Here is a 19,332-nt window from a genome sequence, read left to right on the forward strand (position 1 = left end):
AATATGGCTTACATTTGCTCCTCAAAAAACATAAATTATTAATTATTTTAGAAAATCTATGAAAAATAAAAAGACAATTTTTTCAGTTTCGGTACTTTTTTTCTTAGGAACTTATACATACGCGCAACAAAAAGATACCTTAAAGACGGGGGATGTAGAGGAAGTGGTAATTTTGGGGTCAAGAAGTGGGGCAAGATCTAAGGTCGACAGCCCGGTTCCTGTGGATGTATTTAATGTAAAAGAATCTTCGGTTATTCTTCCGCAAACTAATATTTCGCAGATATTGAATGCAGTGGCTCCATCTTTTACGTCTACAATTCAGACGAATGCGGATGGTACAGATCATTTGGATCCTGCGCAGTTGAGAGGACTTGGGCCAGATCAGGTCTTAGTTTTAGTGAATGGAAAAAGAAGACATACTTCAGCTTTGGTGAATGTCAACGGATCGCCAGGAAGAGGAAGTGTCGGAACGGATTTAAACTCAATCCCATCGTTTGCATTAACGAGAATTGAGGTTTTGCGTGACGGAGCTGCCGCTCAGTATGGTTCGGATGCTATCGCAGGAGTTATCAATTTAGAATTGAAAAGAGATACTGGAAGACTAACCGGACAAGTAAATTATGGAGGAAATCTTACGCCAACTGCGAATGATAATACCGGAGATTTTGACGGACAGAATATTCAGATTGATCTTAATTACGGGAATAAAATTGGTAAGAAAGGTGGTTTTTATAACATAACATGGACTTCACAATTCAGAAATCCGACTTACAGAGCGGGAACAGAAAGCGGTACGATTTACAATGCTTACAACGCCATAGAACAACGCGCTTTGAATAATGGAGTGAATCTTTCTTCCCTTTTTACAAACATTGGAAGTACGCCCAACTCTCAGCAAATTGTTAATTCTATTCATCAATATGCTCAAGGGGTAAATTATTTTTCAGCAGATTTTCAAAATCAGATACAATCGGCTACTACCATCACTGCTTTACAGGGACTTTTAAATACAAATGTTACCGATCAGGAATTAGCCTACAGAGGGCAGGATAGAAAGGATTTCAATATGCAGGTTGGCCAATCTAAACTCAGCAATCATCAGTTATTTGCCAACATTGAAATTCCTGTAAATGACAACTGGAAAGTCTATACTTTTGGTGGTTACAGCTACAGACAAGGGACTTCCGGAGGTTTTTACAGAAAACCGAATCAAAGCAGAACGTTTACAGGATTGGCTGCGAACGGATATTTACCACAAATTGGAACAGATATTCAGGATTTGTCACTTTCTGCTGGAATTAAAGGAAATTGGAGTGGCTGGAATATTGATTTCAGTAATACTTTCGGGCAAAATTCATTTGATTATACCATTCAGAATACGGGAAATACATCTCTGAGATTTGCTTCACCAAGCGAATTTAGCGCAGGTGGATTAAGGTTTTCACAAAATACAATCAATCTGGATTTGTCTAAAAAATATGATGTCTGGAGCGGAATTAATATTGCCTTCGGAGCAGAACACCGTTATGAAAATTTCAAAATCACTGCGGGAGAAGAAGCTTCATACGCAACCTATGATGTAAATGGAAATGTATGGAATGGCAGTTCTGCAAGACCAACCGATTTCTTTGGAAATGTTCTTCCCGGGGGATCGCAGGTTTTTGGAGGTTTCAGACCTGAGAATGCAGTAAATAAAAACCGACAGTCACTTGCCGGATACGCAGATTTTGAATTTAATTTCACGGATTGGTTATTGGTAGATGCAGCAGCGAGATATGAAAATTATTCTGATTTTGGTTCTACTTTTAATTATAAATTGGCCTCAAGAATTAAATTAGATAAAAATTTAAACTTCAGATTTGCCGGATCTACAGGTTTTAGGGCTCCTTCAATTCATCAGATTTATTATAATGTAACTTCAACCTTATTTACAGACGGGGTTTTAAAGGATGTCGGAACTTTTAGTAATGATTCAAAAGTTGCCAATTTATTAGGAATTCCAAGTTTAAAACAGGAAACCTCAAAGTCTGCAAGTGTAGGATTTACCTATAAAATTCCTGCGGTTAATTTAACATTTACCGCAGATGGATATTTCACAAGAATTGACAACCGAATTATTCTTACAGGACAGTTTGCGAGAGCCGCAGTTTCAGCTCAGGCACAAGCGGCTATGGATGAGGCCGGAGTAAATGCCGTTCAATTATTTGCCAATGCTATTGATACGGAAACCAAAGGTTTGGATGTAGTTATCAGTCATAATCTGAAGTTTTCAGGGGTAAAGTTGGATAATAATTTTGCGATCAATCTTAATCAGACGAGAAAAGTTGGAAATATACATTCCTCGGGTTCTTTACAGGAAACGAATTTAGAAAATGTCTATTTTTCTGAAGCATCAAGAATCTATCTTGAAGAAGCTGTACCAAGGGTAAAGGCGAGTTTATCGAACCAACTTTCTTGGGAAAAAACAATTGTTTATTTAAGAAATACTTATTTCGGAAAAGTAACCAGTCCTGACATCATTGATGCCAACGGAAACGGAATTATTGAGACCAACGAACATCAACAGATCACTCCAAAAATCATCACGGATCTTTCCGTAGCTTATCAGTTTACAAAAAATGTAGGTCTTACGTTGGGAGTGAATAATTTATTTGATATTTATCCTACAAAAAATCTTACAGCGTCTACCAATAACGACCAGTTCATCTATTCGCGTTCTACATCGCAGTTTGGACAGAATGGCAGATATGTATTTTCAAGACTTAATTTCAATTTTTAAATGTTTTTTTAGCTTTCTATTATTATTTATTAGGAACGGATTCTTTATGGGAATCCGTTTTTTGTTGATTATAGAAAAGATTTAATTTTAAGGGGTTAAAATATTTAAAGTTGAACTATTTTTGCTGTCCGATAAAAACAACAAAACAAGTAATGAAAAACTTCAATTTTTATTAAGAATGGGAACTTTTTATAATAATGCAGTGTGCGATATCTACATGGGAAAAGGCGCCGGAGCAAAACTGATGCAGGATATAAGAAATGCAAAGAAAAATGTAAAAATTGTATCTCCCTATCTTTCTCCGTTTTTAATTAAAGAATTGATTTTTCTTCATTCCAGAGGGATCAATATTAAACTTATTACAAGCGATGAAATAGAAGATTTTTATGGATATGAAAAAAATATTCACAAATTAATTATTCAAAACAAACACGTCGATCAGAAAGCAAAAGAAACGAGAGATAATTTAGAGAGCTTATCGGGAACTCTACTTTTTGCAATGATCGGGCTGGCAGTCGTTCTGTTTCCTTTAATGTATCTTTTGAAAGACTTGAAATTTGCGTTTGGTTTTATTATTGTCATTTTAATTTTTTTTGTTAGAGATTCTGTGGTTAAGAAAATTAAAAATACCAAAGTCTATCATTACACCTATAAACAGCTATTTCCTTTCAAGGTTTTTGTTTCGCCTAATAGTGGAAATTCTTTCAATAAAACCTTTATTCATAGCAAAATTTACGTTATTGATGATGAAATAGCTTATTTAGGTTCCCTTAATTTTACAGGAAGCGGTGTAAAGGAAAACCATGAAACAAGAATCAGGACAACGGATATTAATGCTGTGAAAAAAATCATTGAAGAAATGAAAGATTTATTTTTTAATTCAAATTTAGCTGAAAGAGACATTCAGTTTTGGGGAAGTCAGCTCTATGATGAACCTGGAAATTAATTAGTTTTTCTTTTGCGAAACAATAAAATTTACCATTTCATTATTGATTTGATGTAAATACGTCTTGTCGGTTGTTCCAAATCCGTGCATTCCGTCTTTTACGATAATTAAAGAATTTTGTACGTTGGCTTTTTTTAGTTTTCTGCTGAGCTTTTCAGATTGTTGCAAAGGAACAACTTTATCTTTGTCACCTTGCACAATTAAAGTTGGAACAGCGGTATCTGTATACGTTATCGGAGATATGGTTTTGAAATATTTTACAACTTTTCTTTTGTCTTTATTGATATCATATCCGGAAATTCCATTGACAAGATTTTCTCTCAAAGTGACAATTTTGTTTGAAAATATTAACCCAACGAAAAAAACAGGAACTTTTCCGATTCGGGTATGAAGAAGTGTATTAAGATCTGCCGGACCAAAATTATCTACAACATAATTTACTTTTGCAGAATAAGCCGCCAGTTCAGGACTTCCGATGAATTCATTATCTTGCGTATAAGCTGCAAGCATCGAAAGATGAGCGCCCGATGAAGCTCCGAATAATCCAATATTATTGGTGTCAAAATTATATTTTTCAGCATTTTTTCTTACCCATCGTATCGCGTCTTTAGTATCCTGAAGCGGTAACGGAAAATGAATGTTCTCGCTTAATAAAGTGTAATTTATTGCAATTACAGCATATTTCTTTTCAACCAATTTTAGAAACATATCTTCAATATAAGTCTCTGATCGTATGGTTTTATCACCTTTTACCCATCCTCCTCCGTAGACATAAATTACAACAGGAAGTTTCTCTGATGAGGTATCTTTTGGCGTGTAGATATCCAAAGCCATTTGATCGCCATTTTGATTGGTTTTGTAGATAATGTTTTCAGAAACATTCGTTTTTTCCGGTAACAGGGTGCTTTTTCCTGTTTTCGGTTCAAATGGAAGCTGAGAAAAACTTAAAGTAAATAAATTTAAAAATAAAACAAAAAACAGGTTTCTTGAAAACCTGTAGATTGATATGCTGCTCGATAATGATTTCATATGATATTTCTTGAAAGAGTTCCTTATTTTACTAACTCTTCAAAAAGTTTACCAAAAGTCTTTTCCAGATCTTTAGATTTTCCCGGATGAGGTCTTGAAGTTTGAACAACAGAACTTCTCACGGCTGTTAGCCAACGGAAACGTTCTGGGATTTCAAATTGCGCAATGGGTCCGCCGTCTTTATCGCCATTCGCTATTTTTCGGAAGCTTTCCAGATTTTGAATAATATCATCGTAGTCCAGTTTGCTGTGCATTAGTTTAAATTTATCGGGACATAAATAATAATCTACTTTGATAAATTTCTCTCTTTTTGAGAACATAACGAGCCCGACATTGAAAAACTCTTCTCTCTCAACCTTTGGTACCAGACGTATTACAGCGTATTCGTAAATTTTATCCTCTTGCATTTTTGGCTTCGTTTAAAAAGATTTCAGAATTTTCTAATCGTGTTTTCAGGAAGTTGAAATAGATCTCACGAATTTCTTCAGGCGTTTCATCGGCGTCATTCCAATGTAACCAGTCTTCAGGAATCAAATTAACGATTTCTCTGAAAACAGTATCATTCAAAACTTCTTTTGCAAAGGTATCAGCTTCATCCAGCATTTTCGCCTGTGGAAGCAAAACATGGTCTTTCACATATTTGAACGGAGTTTTCGCTGCCGCATCAAAATTCTGCCAGGAATGGTGGAAATAAAACGAAGCACCATTGTCGATCACCCACAATTCTTTATGCCACATCAAAAGATTGGTATTCTTAAAAGTACGGTCGATATTGGTGATAAATGCATCCAGCCAAACGATTTTTGATGCCAGAAGCGGATCTATTTTCACACTCGGATCATAAGTGATCGAACCGGAAAGATAGTGCAGTCCTAAATTAAGTCCCTCAGAATTTTTCAACAAATCCTGAATTTCTTCATCCGCTTCTGCTCTTCCAAAATCTACATCAAGATTTATAAAAACAAGTTCAGGGATTTGCAGTCCTAAAATCTCAGTGATTTTTCCACCTAACAATTCAGAGATTAGCATTTTAACGCCATGACCTGCGCCACGGAATTTCAAAACATATTTAAAATCATCATCAGCCTCTGCCAAAGCCGGAAGCGAACCTCCCTCTCGAAGTGGCAGAATATAACGCATGACAGTTACTGTTCTTATATCCAACATACCGCAAAAATAAGATTTTACTTTGTGTTTAGTTCAATTTTTAATATTTTTAAGTGAAAATTGGTTGGTAATCGCAAAGGCGCAAATAATTTTTCAACGGAACATTTTAAGACGCAAAGATTTTATCTGCGATAAAATTGATTGAGTTTAAACATTAAAATAAAATGAATAAAGGAAAATCTCCGATTTTCTTGCGCCTTAAAAACATAATTAAAATAAAAACTTAGCGCCTTTGCGATTAACCAACAAATAAATAGAACAAAATCGAAACATGAAAATTACAAAACAACAAAATATAATCATCCCAAACTCTGAAACAAGAGATTTTCTTGCAGATGTATTTTACCCTGAAACAGATAAAAAATTACCGTTAGTAATCTTCGTTCACGGTTATAAAGGTTACAAAGATTGGGGTGCGTGGGGTTTAATGGCAGAAAAGTTTGCAGAAGCAGGTTTTTTCTTTGTTAAATTCAACTTTTCTTACAACGGAACAACAGTTGAAGATCCTCTTAACTTTGCTGATCTGGAAGCTTTCGGGAATAATAATTATTCTAAAGAACTTTCAGATTTAGGAGCTGTGATTGATTATTTTGTTCAAAATTCTAAAGTGGATGACCAGAAAATTGTTTTGATCGGACACAGTCGAGGAGGAGGGATTTCTATTATTAAAACGTTTGAAGATGAAAGAATTAATGGTTTGATCACATTGGCAAGTGTCGATACATTAGATCGTTTCCCGAAAAATGAAGCTTTCGAAAATTGGAAGAAAGCGGGAGTTTATTATGTTTTAAACGGACGGACAAAACAGGAAATGCCTCATTATTATCAGTTTTTTGAAGATTTTGAAAAGGATGAACACCGTTTTGATGTTGAAAGAGCCGCGGAAATGGCGAAAGCGCATATGTTGGTTATTCACGGGACAAATGATGAAAGTGTAGATGTAAAAAATGCCGAACATCTTCATATTTTAAATCCAAATTCTGAATTGTTTTTAATTGAAAATGCCAATCATACTTTTGGGTCAAAAGAACCTTGGGAAGTGGAAAATTTACCAAAAGAACTGAATACAGTCGTCGAAAAATGTATTGAATTTATCAATGATAAGATAGTAAATGAATAAAGAAAGGAGTGAAAATTTTTCACTCCTTTTTATTTTGACTATTAAGATTTTATTATTTAATTAATAATTTCCAAGCCTCATTAATTTTGTTTTCCAGTAATAATTTCTGAGCTTCTTGATGAATATTTTCGTCTGCATGGCAATTTTCAGAAGGTAAAACTTCTACGTTAGCAAGCATTCCAAGATCATTTCCTGTGAAAATTTTGCTAAGTTTGATGGCATCAGGAAGAAGATCAAAGCCAATTCCTTTTGTTACCAATGGTTTTGGAACTTCAAAAAGATTGTTTTCATTATTTCTCGAATACCAGTTTCCGCTGAGACGAGCGACCATGTCGAGTTTTTTCTGGTCTAAATTTCCTTCTTCATTCAAATATTCTTCTCTGATATGGATTTTCTGAACCTCACAGATAACCAAATTTCCTGCGCCACCCTGATCTCCCAAAGATTTTATTTCTAAAACTTTACATTCAAAGTTGACGGGACATTCTTCTATTAATTTTGGTTGAACCAGATCAGCATCTTTCATGGTTAAACCAGATTTGATGAATTCATTCACTCCATTATCATATTCTGTAGAAGCTAAAGAAATCTGCTGCACGATCGGGAAATTTACGGTTCCGATTACCACTTCCGGAACTTCTAAAACGTTTTCCAAGGTATGTTTCGTGGTATTGTCACGCACTCTTCTCGATGGTGAAAAGATCAAGATCGGAGGAACCGTGCTGAACATATTAAAAAAACTGAATGGCGATAAATTATGATTACCGTCTTTATCTACCGTTGAAGCCAATGCAATCGGACGCGGTGAAACGGCTGTCTGCATAATGAGTTGTAGTTGTACTGAGGATATTTCGGATGGGGTTACTGTTTTCATATTTTTTGTTTTGACCAAAAAAAGACAAAAGTTTATTTTTTAGAAGAAATATTTTAAGCTTATATGTTGATGAGATTTGAACCACAAAAGTCACAAAAGATAATTAATCTAAGATGAGAAGTCTTAATTCTTTTAAGATCAAAAAAGCATATTGTAATATTTATTTACAAAAGTTTCTTGCCCATCGTTATATAAATTTTTCACATTAAAGTTTACTAGAATTCCTTTAGGTTTTTTCATTAAATTAATATAATTCAGAAGTTGAGCTCGATGAATTTCGTTTAATTCAGAAACAGCTTTCAATTCAACAACAATTAAATCTTCAACCAAAATATCACAAAAGAAATCACAATTAATTTCTTTTCCTTTATAGACTATAGGAATTTTGAATTCAGATTTAAAATTTATATTTCTCAATCTAAATTCTTCTTCCAAACATTTATGATAAACACTTTCTAATAAGCCCGCGCCAAGAATTTTGTGAACTTCTATGCAAGCACCATTTATCTTATATGTTAAATCAGTCAGATAAGATTGTGTAATCATAAAATCTTTTGTGACTTTTGTGGTTAAATATTATTGTTATTATTTAGTAGGAATTATTTTTCCGCTTACTTCACCGAAACCAACTCTGATACCGTCTTTTTCAGCCCAGGCTTTCATCGTTACGGTGTCGTTATCATCGATGAATTTTCTTTCTTGTCCGTTGCTTAGTTTGATTGGGTTTTGCCCTCTCCATGTCAACTCAAGCATAGAACCGAAAGATTTTGGATCGCTTCCGGAAATCGTTCCACTTGCGTATAAATCACCAACTTCTACATTACAACCGTTTACGGTGTGATGCGCCAATTGCTGAGTCATATTCCAGTACATGAATTTATAATTGCTTTCAGAGATTAAGTTTTCTTCACCGTTTTCCGGTTGTAAATAAACCTCTAAATTAATATCGTAATTTTTATCTCCTTCAAATTTTAAATAATCTAAAACTTCAGGATCTTGTGTAGGAGAAGCTGTTCTGAACGGCTCTAAAGCTTCCAACGTTACAACCCAAGGAGAAGCTGATGAACCGAAGTTTTTAGCTAAAAATGGTCCTAGTGGAACATATTCCCAGGATTGAATATCTCTTGCTGACCAGTCGTTGAAAATAATCATCCCAAAAATAGCGTCTTCCGCTTCATTTGTGGGAATACTTTCACCCATGTCTGTATTTTTGTTGATGATGAAAGCCATTTCTAATTCAAAATCCAATTGTTTTGAAGGTCCGAAAACCGGTTTGTCTGCATCTGCAGGTTTCGTCTGACCTTTTGGACGGTTGATATCCGTTCCTGAAACCACAATTGATGAAGCTCTGCCGTGATATCCTACAGGCAAGTGTTTCCAGTTTGGTAATAATGCATTGGCAGGGTCACGGAACATTTTTCCAACATTGGTTGCATGTTCGATGCTGCTGTAAAAATCTGTGTAGTTCGGAATGTGAACCGGCATCATCATTTTTACTTTATCCAAATCATAGAAAGCATCTTCAATGGTTTTCTGATCTTTAGACAAGATAGAACCTTCAAGTAATAATTCCTGAATTTTTAAACGAACTGCATTGGTAACGGGTTTTCCCAGCTCAATAAATTCGTTTAAGGTATATGCTTCAAAAACATTGTCTTCTAATCCGTCAATGTCTTCAAAATAACTAAGGTCGTACAACGTCGCAAGATCAACGATCTGATCTCCGATTCTTGTACAACATCCGATATATTCTTTGTTAAAAACTGCTACTCCGAACGGAATATTGTGTATTGAAAAGTCCGAATTGGAGGAATACTCTACAAATGATTTCATAAGATTTGAATTTAGTTTAGATTATTAAAAAGATTGCTTACTTCGACAGGCTCAGCATAAACTTACGCTTTTTGCAATGACGAGTGTTCTTCCAAGATTTATATTATTTTTTTGAATACGATGCTTCATCTATCCATCTGTCTTTTGTGTTGACATCGATAAGATACAGAATATCTTTCTGCTTTGTAAGCAATAAAGTTTTGGTAACCGGAATCGGAACTTTTTTATTTTCAAGCATATTCGCCCGTAAAGAAATAATGTTCTTTTTTCTGATAATATCTCCGGTAAAAACATTTGAACTGCTTTCTCCGGTAGCTTTATCGTCAAAAACTTCTACATAAGTAGCATTTTTTCCTTTAATAATAATAAAATCCCTTTCTGTATGGTCTTCTGCGTCTTTAATTAAGACAAATTTTTTGTTGTCTACACTTTCATTTTCCAGATGCTGATTGATGCCTTTTTTTTCTTCAAGGATGGTAAGAATTTCATTCATTGATCCGTATTGTGCTTTTAAGCTCAATGCTCCCAAAAATAAAATCCCGATAAATAATTTTTTCATAATATGTGTTTATAAAAAAGTTTTGCCAAGACTCTGAATCCTGACAAAACTTGTAATTGTATTTTTAATTAAAGATTACCTCTTTTCTCTTGCTCTCTCTCCAATGCTTCGAACAATGCCTTGAAGTTACCTGCACCAAAACTTTGTGCACCGTGTCTTTCAATGATTTCGAAGAAAAGAGTAGGACGGTCTTCTACAGGCTTTGTAAAGATCTGTAAAAGATATCCTTCTTCATCATGATCAATAAGTATACCTAAATCCTGTAATTTCTTTAGATCTTCATCGATATGGCCAACTCTTTCAGGAACCATGTCGTAATATGCTTCCGGCGGAGCAGAAAGGAACTCTACACCACGTTTTTTAAGTTCAGTTACTGTATGGATGATGTCTTTTGTAGCTACAGCGATGTGTTGTACACCTTCTCCTTCATAGAAATCAAGATATTCTTCTACCTGAGATTTCTTTTTACCTTCTGCAGGCTCGTTGATAGGGAATTTTGCGAATCCGTTTCCGTTTGACATTACTTTAGACATCAATGCAGAATATTCTGTGTTGATCTGCTTGTCGTCAAAAGAAAGGATGTTTACAAATCCCATTACTTTTTCGTACCACTCAACTGTTGGAATCATTCTGTCCCAACCTACATTTCCTACGCAGTGGTCTACATATAATAAACCTGCGTCTTCAGGCTGATAAGCGCTTTCCCACTTTTGGTAACCAGGCATGAAAGGACCTGTGTAATTTTTTCTTTCTACAAACATGTGAACAGTCTCCCCGTAAGTGTAAACTCCGGACATTTTTACTTCACCATGCTCATCTGTTAAAGTTACAGGCTCTAAATATGGTTTTCCGCCTCTTTTTGTAGTTTCTTCGAAAGCTTGATAAGCATCATCTACCCAAAGTGCCAATACTTTTACTCCATCACCGTGCTTTTTTACGTGTTCATTGATTGGGGAGTCAGACTTAAGACCAGTCGTTAAGATCAGTCTAATTTTTCCTTGTTGAAGAACATAAGATGCACGGTCTCTTACTCCTGTTTCAGGACCAGCGTATGCTACAGACTGAAAACCGAAAGCGGTTTTGTAATAATGGGCAGCCTGTTTAGCATTTCCTACATAAAACTCAATGTAATCTGTACCATTAATTGGTAAAAAATTCTCTGCTTGAGCAATTTTTTCGGCAAATGTAAGTGTTGACATATTTTCTCTTTTACTTTTATTTTATAGGTATGCAAAATACAAAATTCCCTGAAACCTTAAAAATATTAATGTGTAATCCTTACATATAGTTAACATAATCATAAAGAAGAGTTCATTTAAGTATATTTAAGTTTCTTATATAACGATTAGGTTATCTACATTTGTGTACACAAAGCAAGTGGAAAAAAAATATTTCGAAAATGTGAAAGCCGTAGATCTCTACGGCTTTCATTTTTTATGTTATTCGGTTTTCTTATTTAATCTTCCTGCATCGGGATTGTAATTGTCCCATATTTTCCAGATGTTATCTATTTTTTTGATGAAATAGATTTGTGTATTGAGTTGATTTACAAAATGTTCCTCACCAGTTTCACCAACTTTGAATAAAAGATTCCAGAATTCCTGAGATTCTAATATTTTTTTATCGGGTTCGTCCGTAACAACATGAATATCGAAAACTTCAAAGTTGGAGCGGTTATTTTTTGTTACCAACTGAAAATCCCGTTCACATAATTCTCTGCTGAATTGTGATGCTCTTTCTAAAAACGGAGAATCGTCAAAAACCAATGGTTTGAATAATTCTGTTTTATGATCAGGAAATTTTTTATAAAACTCAAAAACAGTCGCACAATAATCATAAACCATTTGTTTTAAAAATGTCTGATCATCGGAGTCATTTTCCTGTTTTTTCTCTTTTATAAACTGTATGTAAGCATTAAGGTCTTTATAGCCTAAAAAAATACATATTTTATCTAAAGTCTTTAAAAATCTTAAATCATTATGAGTTTTATCCTGATAGTCATTTTCAAAAAAGCGTTGTAAGGTAACGTGCGAAATAGTGTTTCCTATTTCGAATTTTTTTCCGCCTTTCATCTCTTCAGATTCCGACAGCTCATCTTTGATGATCTCAGAAAGAATTATATAATGGCTTCTCTTCCATTCGCCAACATTCCCTAAAACTGAGTTTTTTACTTTAGAATGTCTTACAACTTCCTCCCTTATCGAATTATATATAGTCTTCAAGTTCCTGATTTTAAAAAGGTTTTTATCAAATATTCTGCCAAAACCTTAAGGCATTTTTACCATTTCTTTATGTTAAGTTAAAAGTACGTTTTTTTTGCATTAAATAAAATAAATCAAGGAATAATTTAAATATTAACGTTGTTAATGCTTAAATCTTTCAAAAGCTGCTCTTTCCAACATCTCTCTATCGTCAGGATGTGCGATGCTAATTAATTCCTGGGCTCTTTGACGCAGATTTTTACCATAAAGATAAGCTGTTCCGTATTCAGTAACCACCCAATGAATATGACCTCTTGTGGTAACAACACCCGCACCCTGTTTAAGGAAAGGAACAATTCTGGAAACGCCTTTTTTAGTTCTTGAAGTGATGGCAATAATTGGTTTTCCATCTTCGCTCAGGGCGGCACCTCTCATGAAGTCCATCTGGCCACCAATTCCGCTGTATTGCATGGTTCCAATAGAATCTGCACAGACTTGTCCGGTAAGATCAATTTCAATGGCTGAATTAATCGCAACCATTTTATTATTTCTCATGATATTGATCGGAAAGTTGACATCACTCACATCTTTGAAATCGAAAACAGTATTGTCGTCTACATAATCGTACAGTTTTCTTGTTCCGAAACAGAAACTTGTAATGGTTTTATTATCGTGATAGCCCTTATATTTATTGTTGATAACATCATTTTGAATTAAATCAATCACTCCGTCGCTCAACATTTCGGTGTGAACTCCAAGGTCTTTATGATTTCCTAAACATTTTAAAACCGCATCAGGAATGGTTCCGATACCCATTTGTAAGGTTGATCTGTCATCAATCAATTCAGCAACATTTTTCCCGACAAGCATTTCATCAGGTCCTACTTTTGAACCGTAATCTACGGTTTGAAGCTCCTCTTCATGCCAAACCAACTTGTGAATTCTGCTGATGTGGATCATTCCGTCGCCGTGGGTTCTTGGCATTAAAGGATTTACGATGGCAACAACCAATTTAGCAGTATCTACAGCGGCTCTTGCAACATCTACTGAAGTTCCCAATGTGCAAAATCCGTGTTTGTCCGGTGGAGAAACTGTAATTAAAGCAACATCCAGCGGTAAAATATTTTTTCTGAAAAGAATAGGAATTTCACTTAAAAAAATAGGAACATAATCTCCGTTTTCGGAATTAACCGCATTTCTTACCGGTGTGGAAACAAATAGTGAGTTAACAAAAAAACTGTCCTTATATTCTGGTTTGGCAATTTCTACAGCGCCCTGCTGAGTGATAGAAACCATTTCTACATTTTGCAGTCTGTGAGATTGTCTTGCCAATTCATCAATTAAATAATTTGGAGTACATGCACTTCCATGAAAAAACACGCGGTTTCCGCTTTTTACGGTATAAATTGCTTCTTCTGCGCTAATATAATTATACATATTAGAGTTTTTAATTTTAATCTCTTAAAGATAATTAATATTGTATTTATTTGCTTTAAAAACGGTTGTGTTTTTTTCAAACATTTGTCATATTCTAGAAAAAAAATAAGAACTAAATGCGCACTTAGTTCTTATTTTATATTTAAAGATTAACAGGTTTTTGAAACGTGTTAGCTTTAGAATTTGAAAATTGTTCGTCTGATTTTATTCTTCCAGCCAAGAAGTTTTGTATGAAGGATCTTCCACTTTCATGGCTTCTTCCGTAATTTTTAAAGGACGGAAAGGATCAACCATCACCGCATATTCTTCAGTAAATTTTTTGCCGATACTTCTTTCCATAGCTCCCGGGTGAGGGCCATGAACGATGCCTCCCGGGTGAAGCGTGAAATCCATTAAATCAATATGATTACGGCTCATGAAATCACCTTCCGTATAAAATAAAACCTCATCAGAGTCGATATTTGAGTGATTGTAAGGCGCAGGAATTGCCTGTGGATGGTAATCATACATTCTTGCACAGAACGAACAAACCACAAAATTATGTGCCTCAAAAGTCTGGTGAACCGGTGGCGGCTGGTGAATTCTCCCTGTAATCGGTTCGAAGTTTTTAATATTAAATTTATAAGGATAAAAATAACCGTCCCAACCTACAACATCGAATGGATGTGTTGCATAGATGAAATCGGTGATTTGATTTTCTTTTTTTACTTTAATTAAAAATTCCCCTTTTTCGTCTTTTGGTTCAACGAAAGTTGGTGCGATGATATCTCTTTCGCAGAATGGAGAATGTTCTAAAAGCTGTCCGAATTCGTTTCTGTATCTTTTTGGAGTGTAAATCGGAGAGTGGCTTTCCACAACAAAGAAAACGGTGTCGTCGGAGTTTAACTCAACCTGATAAATGGTTCCTCTCGGAATAATCAGATAATCACCAACAGAAAAATCCAGATTTCCCACAAAAGTTTTCAAAACCCCGCTTCCGTTGTGAGCATATAAAAGTTCGTCACACTCAGCATTTTTGTAGAAATAATCCATCGACTTTCTTGGTTTTGCCAATCCCATTTTCAGGTCGTTATTCACCAAAAGGATCTTGCGGCTGTCCAAAAAGTCGTCTTCAGGAGTTACATTCATTCCCTTGAACATTCTTGGCGTCACGTTTTTGTCAACGGCGATTTTCGGAGTCACATCTTTTGGCTCGCCAATAGATTTTATCTGAGTCGGACGGTGAATATGGTACAGCAAAGAGGAAATTCCATGAAAACCTTCCGTTCCGAAAAGCTGCTCGTAGTAAAATTTATCTTCCGGAGACTTAAAAATAGTATGTCTTTTTGGTGGGATTTTTCCCGACTGGTTATATCGCATTTTACTTTTATATGTAGTTTCTCAAATTTAATAATTTTTCATGAATTGTTTTTAAGAATATTTTTCATAGAGTTTTGCCGTTCTAAAAATAAATGTTAGTTTTGTCTAACAATTTTAATTTCATGAAGCGAATATTATTTTCTGCCATCTTTTTTTCAGGATATTGTTTTTCACAGGAAACGGATAGTTTGAATATAAATCAGTCAAAAAAGGTTGATTCTGTGAAAATCCCACAACGGGAAGAGAGGACAAAACTAATCGATGATGTTGTGATCACCGGAACCATAAAACCGATCAGCAGATCGAAAAGTCCGGTTGCTGTGGAAATTTACAGTCAGAAGTTTTTTCAGAAAAATCCGACTCCGAATATTTTCGAGGCTATTGCCATGGTAAACGGCGTAAAACCTCAATTGAATTGTTCGGTTTGTAATACGGGAGATATTCACATCAACGGTTTGGAAGGACCTTACACGATGATCTTAATTGACGGAATGCCGATCGTAAGTTCACTTTCTACAGTTTACGGCCTAAGCGGAATTCCTAATAGTTTGATTGAAAGGGTTGAGGTTGTAAAAGGTCCTGCGTCATCTCTTTACGGTTCGGAAGCGATGGGCGGAGTCATTAATATTATTACTAAAAATGCTTTGACGGCTCCGAAATTGAGTGTCGATCTTATGACAACAAGTTGGGGCGAAAATAACCTGGATCTTTCAACAAAATTTAATTTTGGAAAAAATGTTGCTTTATTATTAAGTTTAAATTATTTCAGTTTTAATGAAAAAATAGATCAGAATAAAGATAATTTCACGGATTCTGCTTTACAAAACAGAATTTCCGTTTTCAATAAATGGAATTTCCAAAGGAAGGAAAACAGGATGGCTAGTTTTGCGCTGAGGTATTTGTATGAAGACCGTTTCGGAGGAGAAATGCAGTGGAATAAATCTTACCGAGGAAGCAGTGAAGTGTATGGTGAAAGTATTTATACCAATAGAGTAGAGGCTTTTGGGATGTATCAATGGCCGATGAAAGAAAATATTATTACTCAGTTTTCGTATAATTTTCATGACCAGAATTCTTTTTATGGAAGTAATCCGTTTGATGCGACACAAAAAGTAGCTTTCGTTCAGACGTATTGGGATAAAAAATTGGGAAGTCATGATTTGATTGCGGGAGTTACTTACAAAAGAACTTTTTATGATGACAACACACCCGGAACTTTATCGGGAGATGGAGTGACGAATGAGCCTATGAAGTCACCGATTTTGGGAGCGTTTATTCAGGATCAGTGGGAGATCAATGATAAAAATACGTTGTTGCTGGGTTATCGATATGATTATGATAAAATCCATCATTCTGTTCATTCACCGAGGTTTGCATGGAAATTTTCTCCAAATCCTTATCATACGTTGCGATTCAATTTTGGGACAGGTTTCCGAGTGGTGAATTTGTTTACAGAAGACCATGCAGCTTTAACGGGTTCCCGTGAAGTGGTGATTAAAGACAATTTAAAACCTGAAAGATCAATTAATGGGAATTTAAATTATGTCTGGAAAATTCCTGCTGGAGACAAGTTAATTAATTTGGATGCCTCTGCGTTTTATACCTATTTCAGTAATAAAATTGTAGGAGATTTTGATACGGATCCTCAGAAAATTATTTACGATAATCTTCATGGATATGGCATTTCAAGAGGTGCTTCGTTGAATGTGGATTTCAGTTTCAGTTTTCCTTTGAGTGTTAATTTTGGAGTGACTTACCTTGATGTTTATCAAAAATTTGATGGAAACGATGAAAAAGTTCAACAGCTTCATGCCCCAAAATGGAGCGGAACGTATAGTCTGACCTATAAATTTCCGAGTAATCTGACGATCGATTTTACAGGACAGTTTTATGGACCGATGAGATTACCTGTTTTGCCGAATGATTTCCGACCGGAATATTCTCCGTTTTATTCATTAGCGAATATTCAGGTTTCCAGAAGTTTCAAATCAGGATTTGAAGTGTATTGCGGAGTGAAAAATCTCTTCAATTTTACTCCGAAAGATCCATTGATGAGGCCGTTTGACCCGTTTGATAAGCATGTTGATGATCCGATCAATAATCCCAATCATTATACTTTTGATACTACTTACGGATATGCTCCGATGCAGAGAATCAGAGGGTTTCTGGGTGTAAAATATGCTTTGAAATAAAGATTGGCTGACATTATAAAAAAGATTTTTTGACGCAAAGATTTATAATTAGAATATTTTCTTTAGAAAGCAAAGGCAAATAAATTTGCTTCGCGAAGCTAGAATAATAGCTTCATCAAATCAACTTGTTGATTCATCTTTGCTCACTTTTATTAAATAGAGAAAATTAAAACTTTGCGTTTAAAAAAACATTTTTGAAGTAAAAAAGATTTAAAAACAAAATAATGAAAAATTTCATAATATTTTTATTTTTAATGTTTGTGCCTTGTCTTTGTCTCTCACAGATAAAGACAGGCACTTTTTCTGACCTGGAAATTCTGCAAAAGGAAACTCCAAAACCTACGATTATTCACCTTTATACGGATTGGTGCGCGGTGTGTAAGATCGAATCTTTTCAATTAAATAAAAGCAGAGATGTGGTTAAAATGATCAACGACAATTTTTACTTTATCAATTTTGAAGCGGAAAAAACTAAAGATAAAATACATTTTCAGGGAAAAGAATTCAATTATCTGCCTAATGGAAATTCAGGGATCCATGAATTGGCGCTGGCTTTATCTAAAAATAAAAAACAGCCTGTTTATCCGTTGTGGATTATTTTGGATTCAAACCAAAACTTGGTGTATTATCATGAAGGAGAATTTAAACCTGAAATGATGAAGCAGAAATTATTGGAGATTTCTAATTTGTAGTTCTGCTTGTTTTGTTGGTTAACGCAAAGTCGCAATTTTTTCTCAGCATGATGTTTTAAGGCGCAAGGATTTTATCTGCGATAAAATTTAGGAACGCAAATTATTACAGATTAATACAACATAACGCTTGGTGAAAATCTTTGATTTTCTTGTGCCTTAAAACAGTATATCATTTAATTCTTTGCGCCTTTGCGTTGCCCAACTTATATTTCTTATTGATTTAGCGGATGATTATGCTTAAAGTTAATTTTTAAAAACTCTAAAAAAATCTGCAAGAGAATTATTAACATTATTTTTTATCCAACCATAATTTCACAAGCTCAGAATGGTCTTCCACCCATTTTTTAGCGGTGGCTTCTTTGTCTTTACTGTCTTCCATTTTAGTTAAAAGATCAGCCATATTTTCATCATCAAAATGTAATTTAGAAAAGAATTTTGCCAATTCGATATGATCTTTAACAAAGCCTTTTCGGCTGTAGGTTTTAATTTGCTCTGCTTTCCCAAATGTATTTTTAGGATCTTCAAGAAACTTAAGTTTCATTTTTCCAAACATCCAGTGGGGTTGCCATCCTGCTACAACAATCCATTCTTTACGTTTGATGGCATTCTGAAGTTCGGTGATCATGGCAATGGTAGAGGAATTGATTTGTTTGTAATTGAGTTGATAATCAATAATTGCTTTATCTGTTCCGGATGTTAATCCTGCTCCCTTTTCAATTCCAATAATTCTGTGATTAAATTGCTCCTGATGCTGATTTAATTCTTCTATCGAATTAATCGGAACATATTCAGGAACCACCAAACCTATTCGTCCGCTGTCATAATTGGTTCCAAGATTAATTAATCCCGGGAATTTGGCAACTTTTGTAGCGTGGGTGTAGGGTAGCCATACGCCCATGAAAAGGTCTGTATCTTCGTTATTCATCGAAGCCAAAATCATATCTGTTGAAGCTTTCTGAACAATTACGTGATATCCCTGCTCATCCAGAATGGCTTTGGCAACATATGTCATAGCAACGTCTTCTGCCCAGCCGTCTACCATTCCGATGGTTATATATTTAGAGTTTTTTATATTTTCACATGAATTTAATACACCGAATAGGGCAATTAAAATCACAAAAAATAGATATTTTAATTTTTTCAT

Annotated in this window: 17 protein-coding genes; 5 read left to right on the top strand and 12 right to left on the bottom strand. The window is 34.8% G+C overall.

The features are described 5' to 3' along the window. Nucleotides 1-58: 58 nt before the first annotated feature. Entirely contained in the window at nt 59-2,779 is a 2,721-nt protein-coding gene (locus BT156_RS09685; RefSeq protein ID WP_072409583.1) for a TonB-dependent receptor plug domain-containing protein, read from the top strand. 178 nt (nt 2,780-2,957) lie between these two features. Next, nucleotides 2,958-3,725, top strand: coding sequence for a phospholipase D-like domain-containing protein (locus tag BT156_RS09690; RefSeq protein WP_139255448.1), 768 nt, complete (start codon nt 2,958-2,960; stop codon nt 3,723-3,725). Here BT156_RS09690 and BT156_RS09695 read toward each other — a convergent pair whose 3' ends face one another. Genes BT156_RS09695 through BT156_RS09705 form a run of 3 tightly spaced genes read right to left on the bottom strand, consistent with a single transcriptional unit; the run spans nt 3,726 to nt 5,921 of the window. After that, a complete protein-coding gene (locus tag BT156_RS09695; RefSeq protein WP_072409585.1) occupies nt 3,726-4,754 on the bottom strand; it encodes an alpha/beta hydrolase in 1,029 nt (342 codons plus the stop codon). A gap of 23 nt (nt 4,755-4,777) precedes the next feature. After that, nucleotides 4,778-5,161 carry a DUF3037 domain-containing protein gene (locus BT156_RS09700; RefSeq protein ID WP_072409587.1) on the bottom strand — a complete coding sequence of 128 codons (384 nt, stop codon included), beginning with the start codon at nt 5,159-5,161 and terminating at the stop codon, nt 4,778-4,780. Next, nucleotides 5,148-5,921, bottom strand: coding sequence for a HipA family kinase (locus BT156_RS09705; RefSeq protein WP_072409588.1), 774 nt, complete (start codon nt 5,919-5,921; stop codon nt 5,148-5,150). The genes BT156_RS09700 and BT156_RS09705 overlap by 14 nt, the downstream gene beginning before the upstream one ends. A gap of 271 nt (nt 5,922-6,192) precedes the next feature. Between BT156_RS09705 and BT156_RS09710 the strand changes: the two genes are divergently transcribed. Then, a complete protein-coding gene (locus BT156_RS09710; protein ID WP_072409590.1) occupies nt 6,193-7,041 on the top strand; it encodes an alpha/beta hydrolase family protein in 849 nt (282 codons plus the stop codon). 52 nt (nt 7,042-7,093) lie between these two features. On the opposite strand, the gene BT156_RS09715 is transcribed toward BT156_RS09710, so the two are convergent. From BT156_RS09715 to BT156_RS09750, 8 genes are all read right to left on the bottom strand, one after another. Beyond that, nucleotides 7,094-7,915: a flavin reductase family protein gene (locus BT156_RS09715; RefSeq protein ID WP_072409592.1), complete on the bottom strand. Its 822-nt coding sequence runs from the start codon at nt 7,913-7,915 to the stop codon at nt 7,094-7,096. Nucleotides 7,916-8,053: 138 nt separating this feature from the next. Next, nucleotides 8,054-8,461, bottom strand: coding sequence for a GxxExxY protein (locus BT156_RS09720; protein WP_072409594.1), 408 nt, complete (start codon nt 8,459-8,461; stop codon nt 8,054-8,056). A 39-nt stretch (nt 8,462-8,500) separates the two neighbouring features. Continuing rightward, complete coding sequence (gene fahA, locus BT156_RS09725) at nt 8,501-9,748, bottom strand: fumarylacetoacetase (RefSeq protein ID WP_072409596.1); 1,248 nt, start codon at nt 9,746-9,748, stop codon at nt 8,501-8,503. Nucleotides 9,749-9,851: 103 nt separating this feature from the next. Further along, complete coding sequence (locus BT156_RS09730) at nt 9,852-10,307, bottom strand: hypothetical protein (protein ID WP_072409598.1); 456 nt, start codon at nt 10,305-10,307, stop codon at nt 9,852-9,854. Between the two features lie 68 nt (nt 10,308-10,375). Then, nucleotides 10,376-11,506: a 4-hydroxyphenylpyruvate dioxygenase gene (gene hppD, locus BT156_RS09735; RefSeq protein ID WP_072409600.1), complete on the bottom strand. Its 1,131-nt coding sequence runs from the start codon at nt 11,504-11,506 to the stop codon at nt 10,376-10,378. 240 nt (nt 11,507-11,746) lie between these two features. Further along, nucleotides 11,747-12,529: a hypothetical protein gene (locus BT156_RS09740; RefSeq protein ID WP_072409602.1), complete on the bottom strand. Its 783-nt coding sequence runs from the start codon at nt 12,527-12,529 to the stop codon at nt 11,747-11,749. A 141-nt stretch (nt 12,530-12,670) separates the two neighbouring features. After that, complete coding sequence (locus BT156_RS09745) at nt 12,671-13,945, bottom strand: acetyl-CoA hydrolase/transferase family protein (protein WP_072409604.1); 1,275 nt, start codon at nt 13,943-13,945, stop codon at nt 12,671-12,673. A 204-nt stretch (nt 13,946-14,149) separates the two neighbouring features. After that, nucleotides 14,150-15,304, bottom strand: a complete 1,155-nt coding sequence (locus tag BT156_RS09750) for a homogentisate 1,2-dioxygenase (protein ID WP_072409606.1) — start codon at nt 15,302-15,304, stop codon at nt 14,150-14,152. 122 nt (nt 15,305-15,426) lie between these two features. Here BT156_RS09750 and BT156_RS09755 point away from each other — a divergent pair, with 122 nt between their 5' ends. Both BT156_RS09755 and BT156_RS09760 read left to right on the top strand, forming a co-directional pair. After that, nucleotides 15,427-17,496, top strand: coding sequence for a TonB-dependent receptor plug domain-containing protein (locus BT156_RS09755; protein ID WP_083582331.1), 2,070 nt, complete (start codon nt 15,427-15,429; stop codon nt 17,494-17,496). A gap of 224 nt (nt 17,497-17,720) precedes the next feature. After that, the gene (locus tag BT156_RS09760) at nt 17,721-18,188 is read left to right on the top strand and encodes a thioredoxin family protein (protein ID WP_072409608.1); all 468 of its coding nucleotides are present in this window, start codon (nt 17,721-17,723) and stop codon (nt 18,186-18,188) included. 289 nt (nt 18,189-18,477) lie between these two features. On the opposite strand, the gene BT156_RS09765 is transcribed toward BT156_RS09760, so the two are convergent. Further along, nucleotides 18,478-19,332, bottom strand: a complete 855-nt coding sequence (locus BT156_RS09765) for a glycine betaine ABC transporter substrate-binding protein (RefSeq protein ID WP_072409610.1) — start codon at nt 19,330-19,332, stop codon at nt 18,478-18,480.

It is taken from the genome of Chryseobacterium limigenitum (assembly GCF_900114875.1).
Classification (GTDB): domain Bacteria; phylum Bacteroidota; class Bacteroidia; order Flavobacteriales; family Weeksellaceae; genus Chryseobacterium; species Chryseobacterium limigenitum.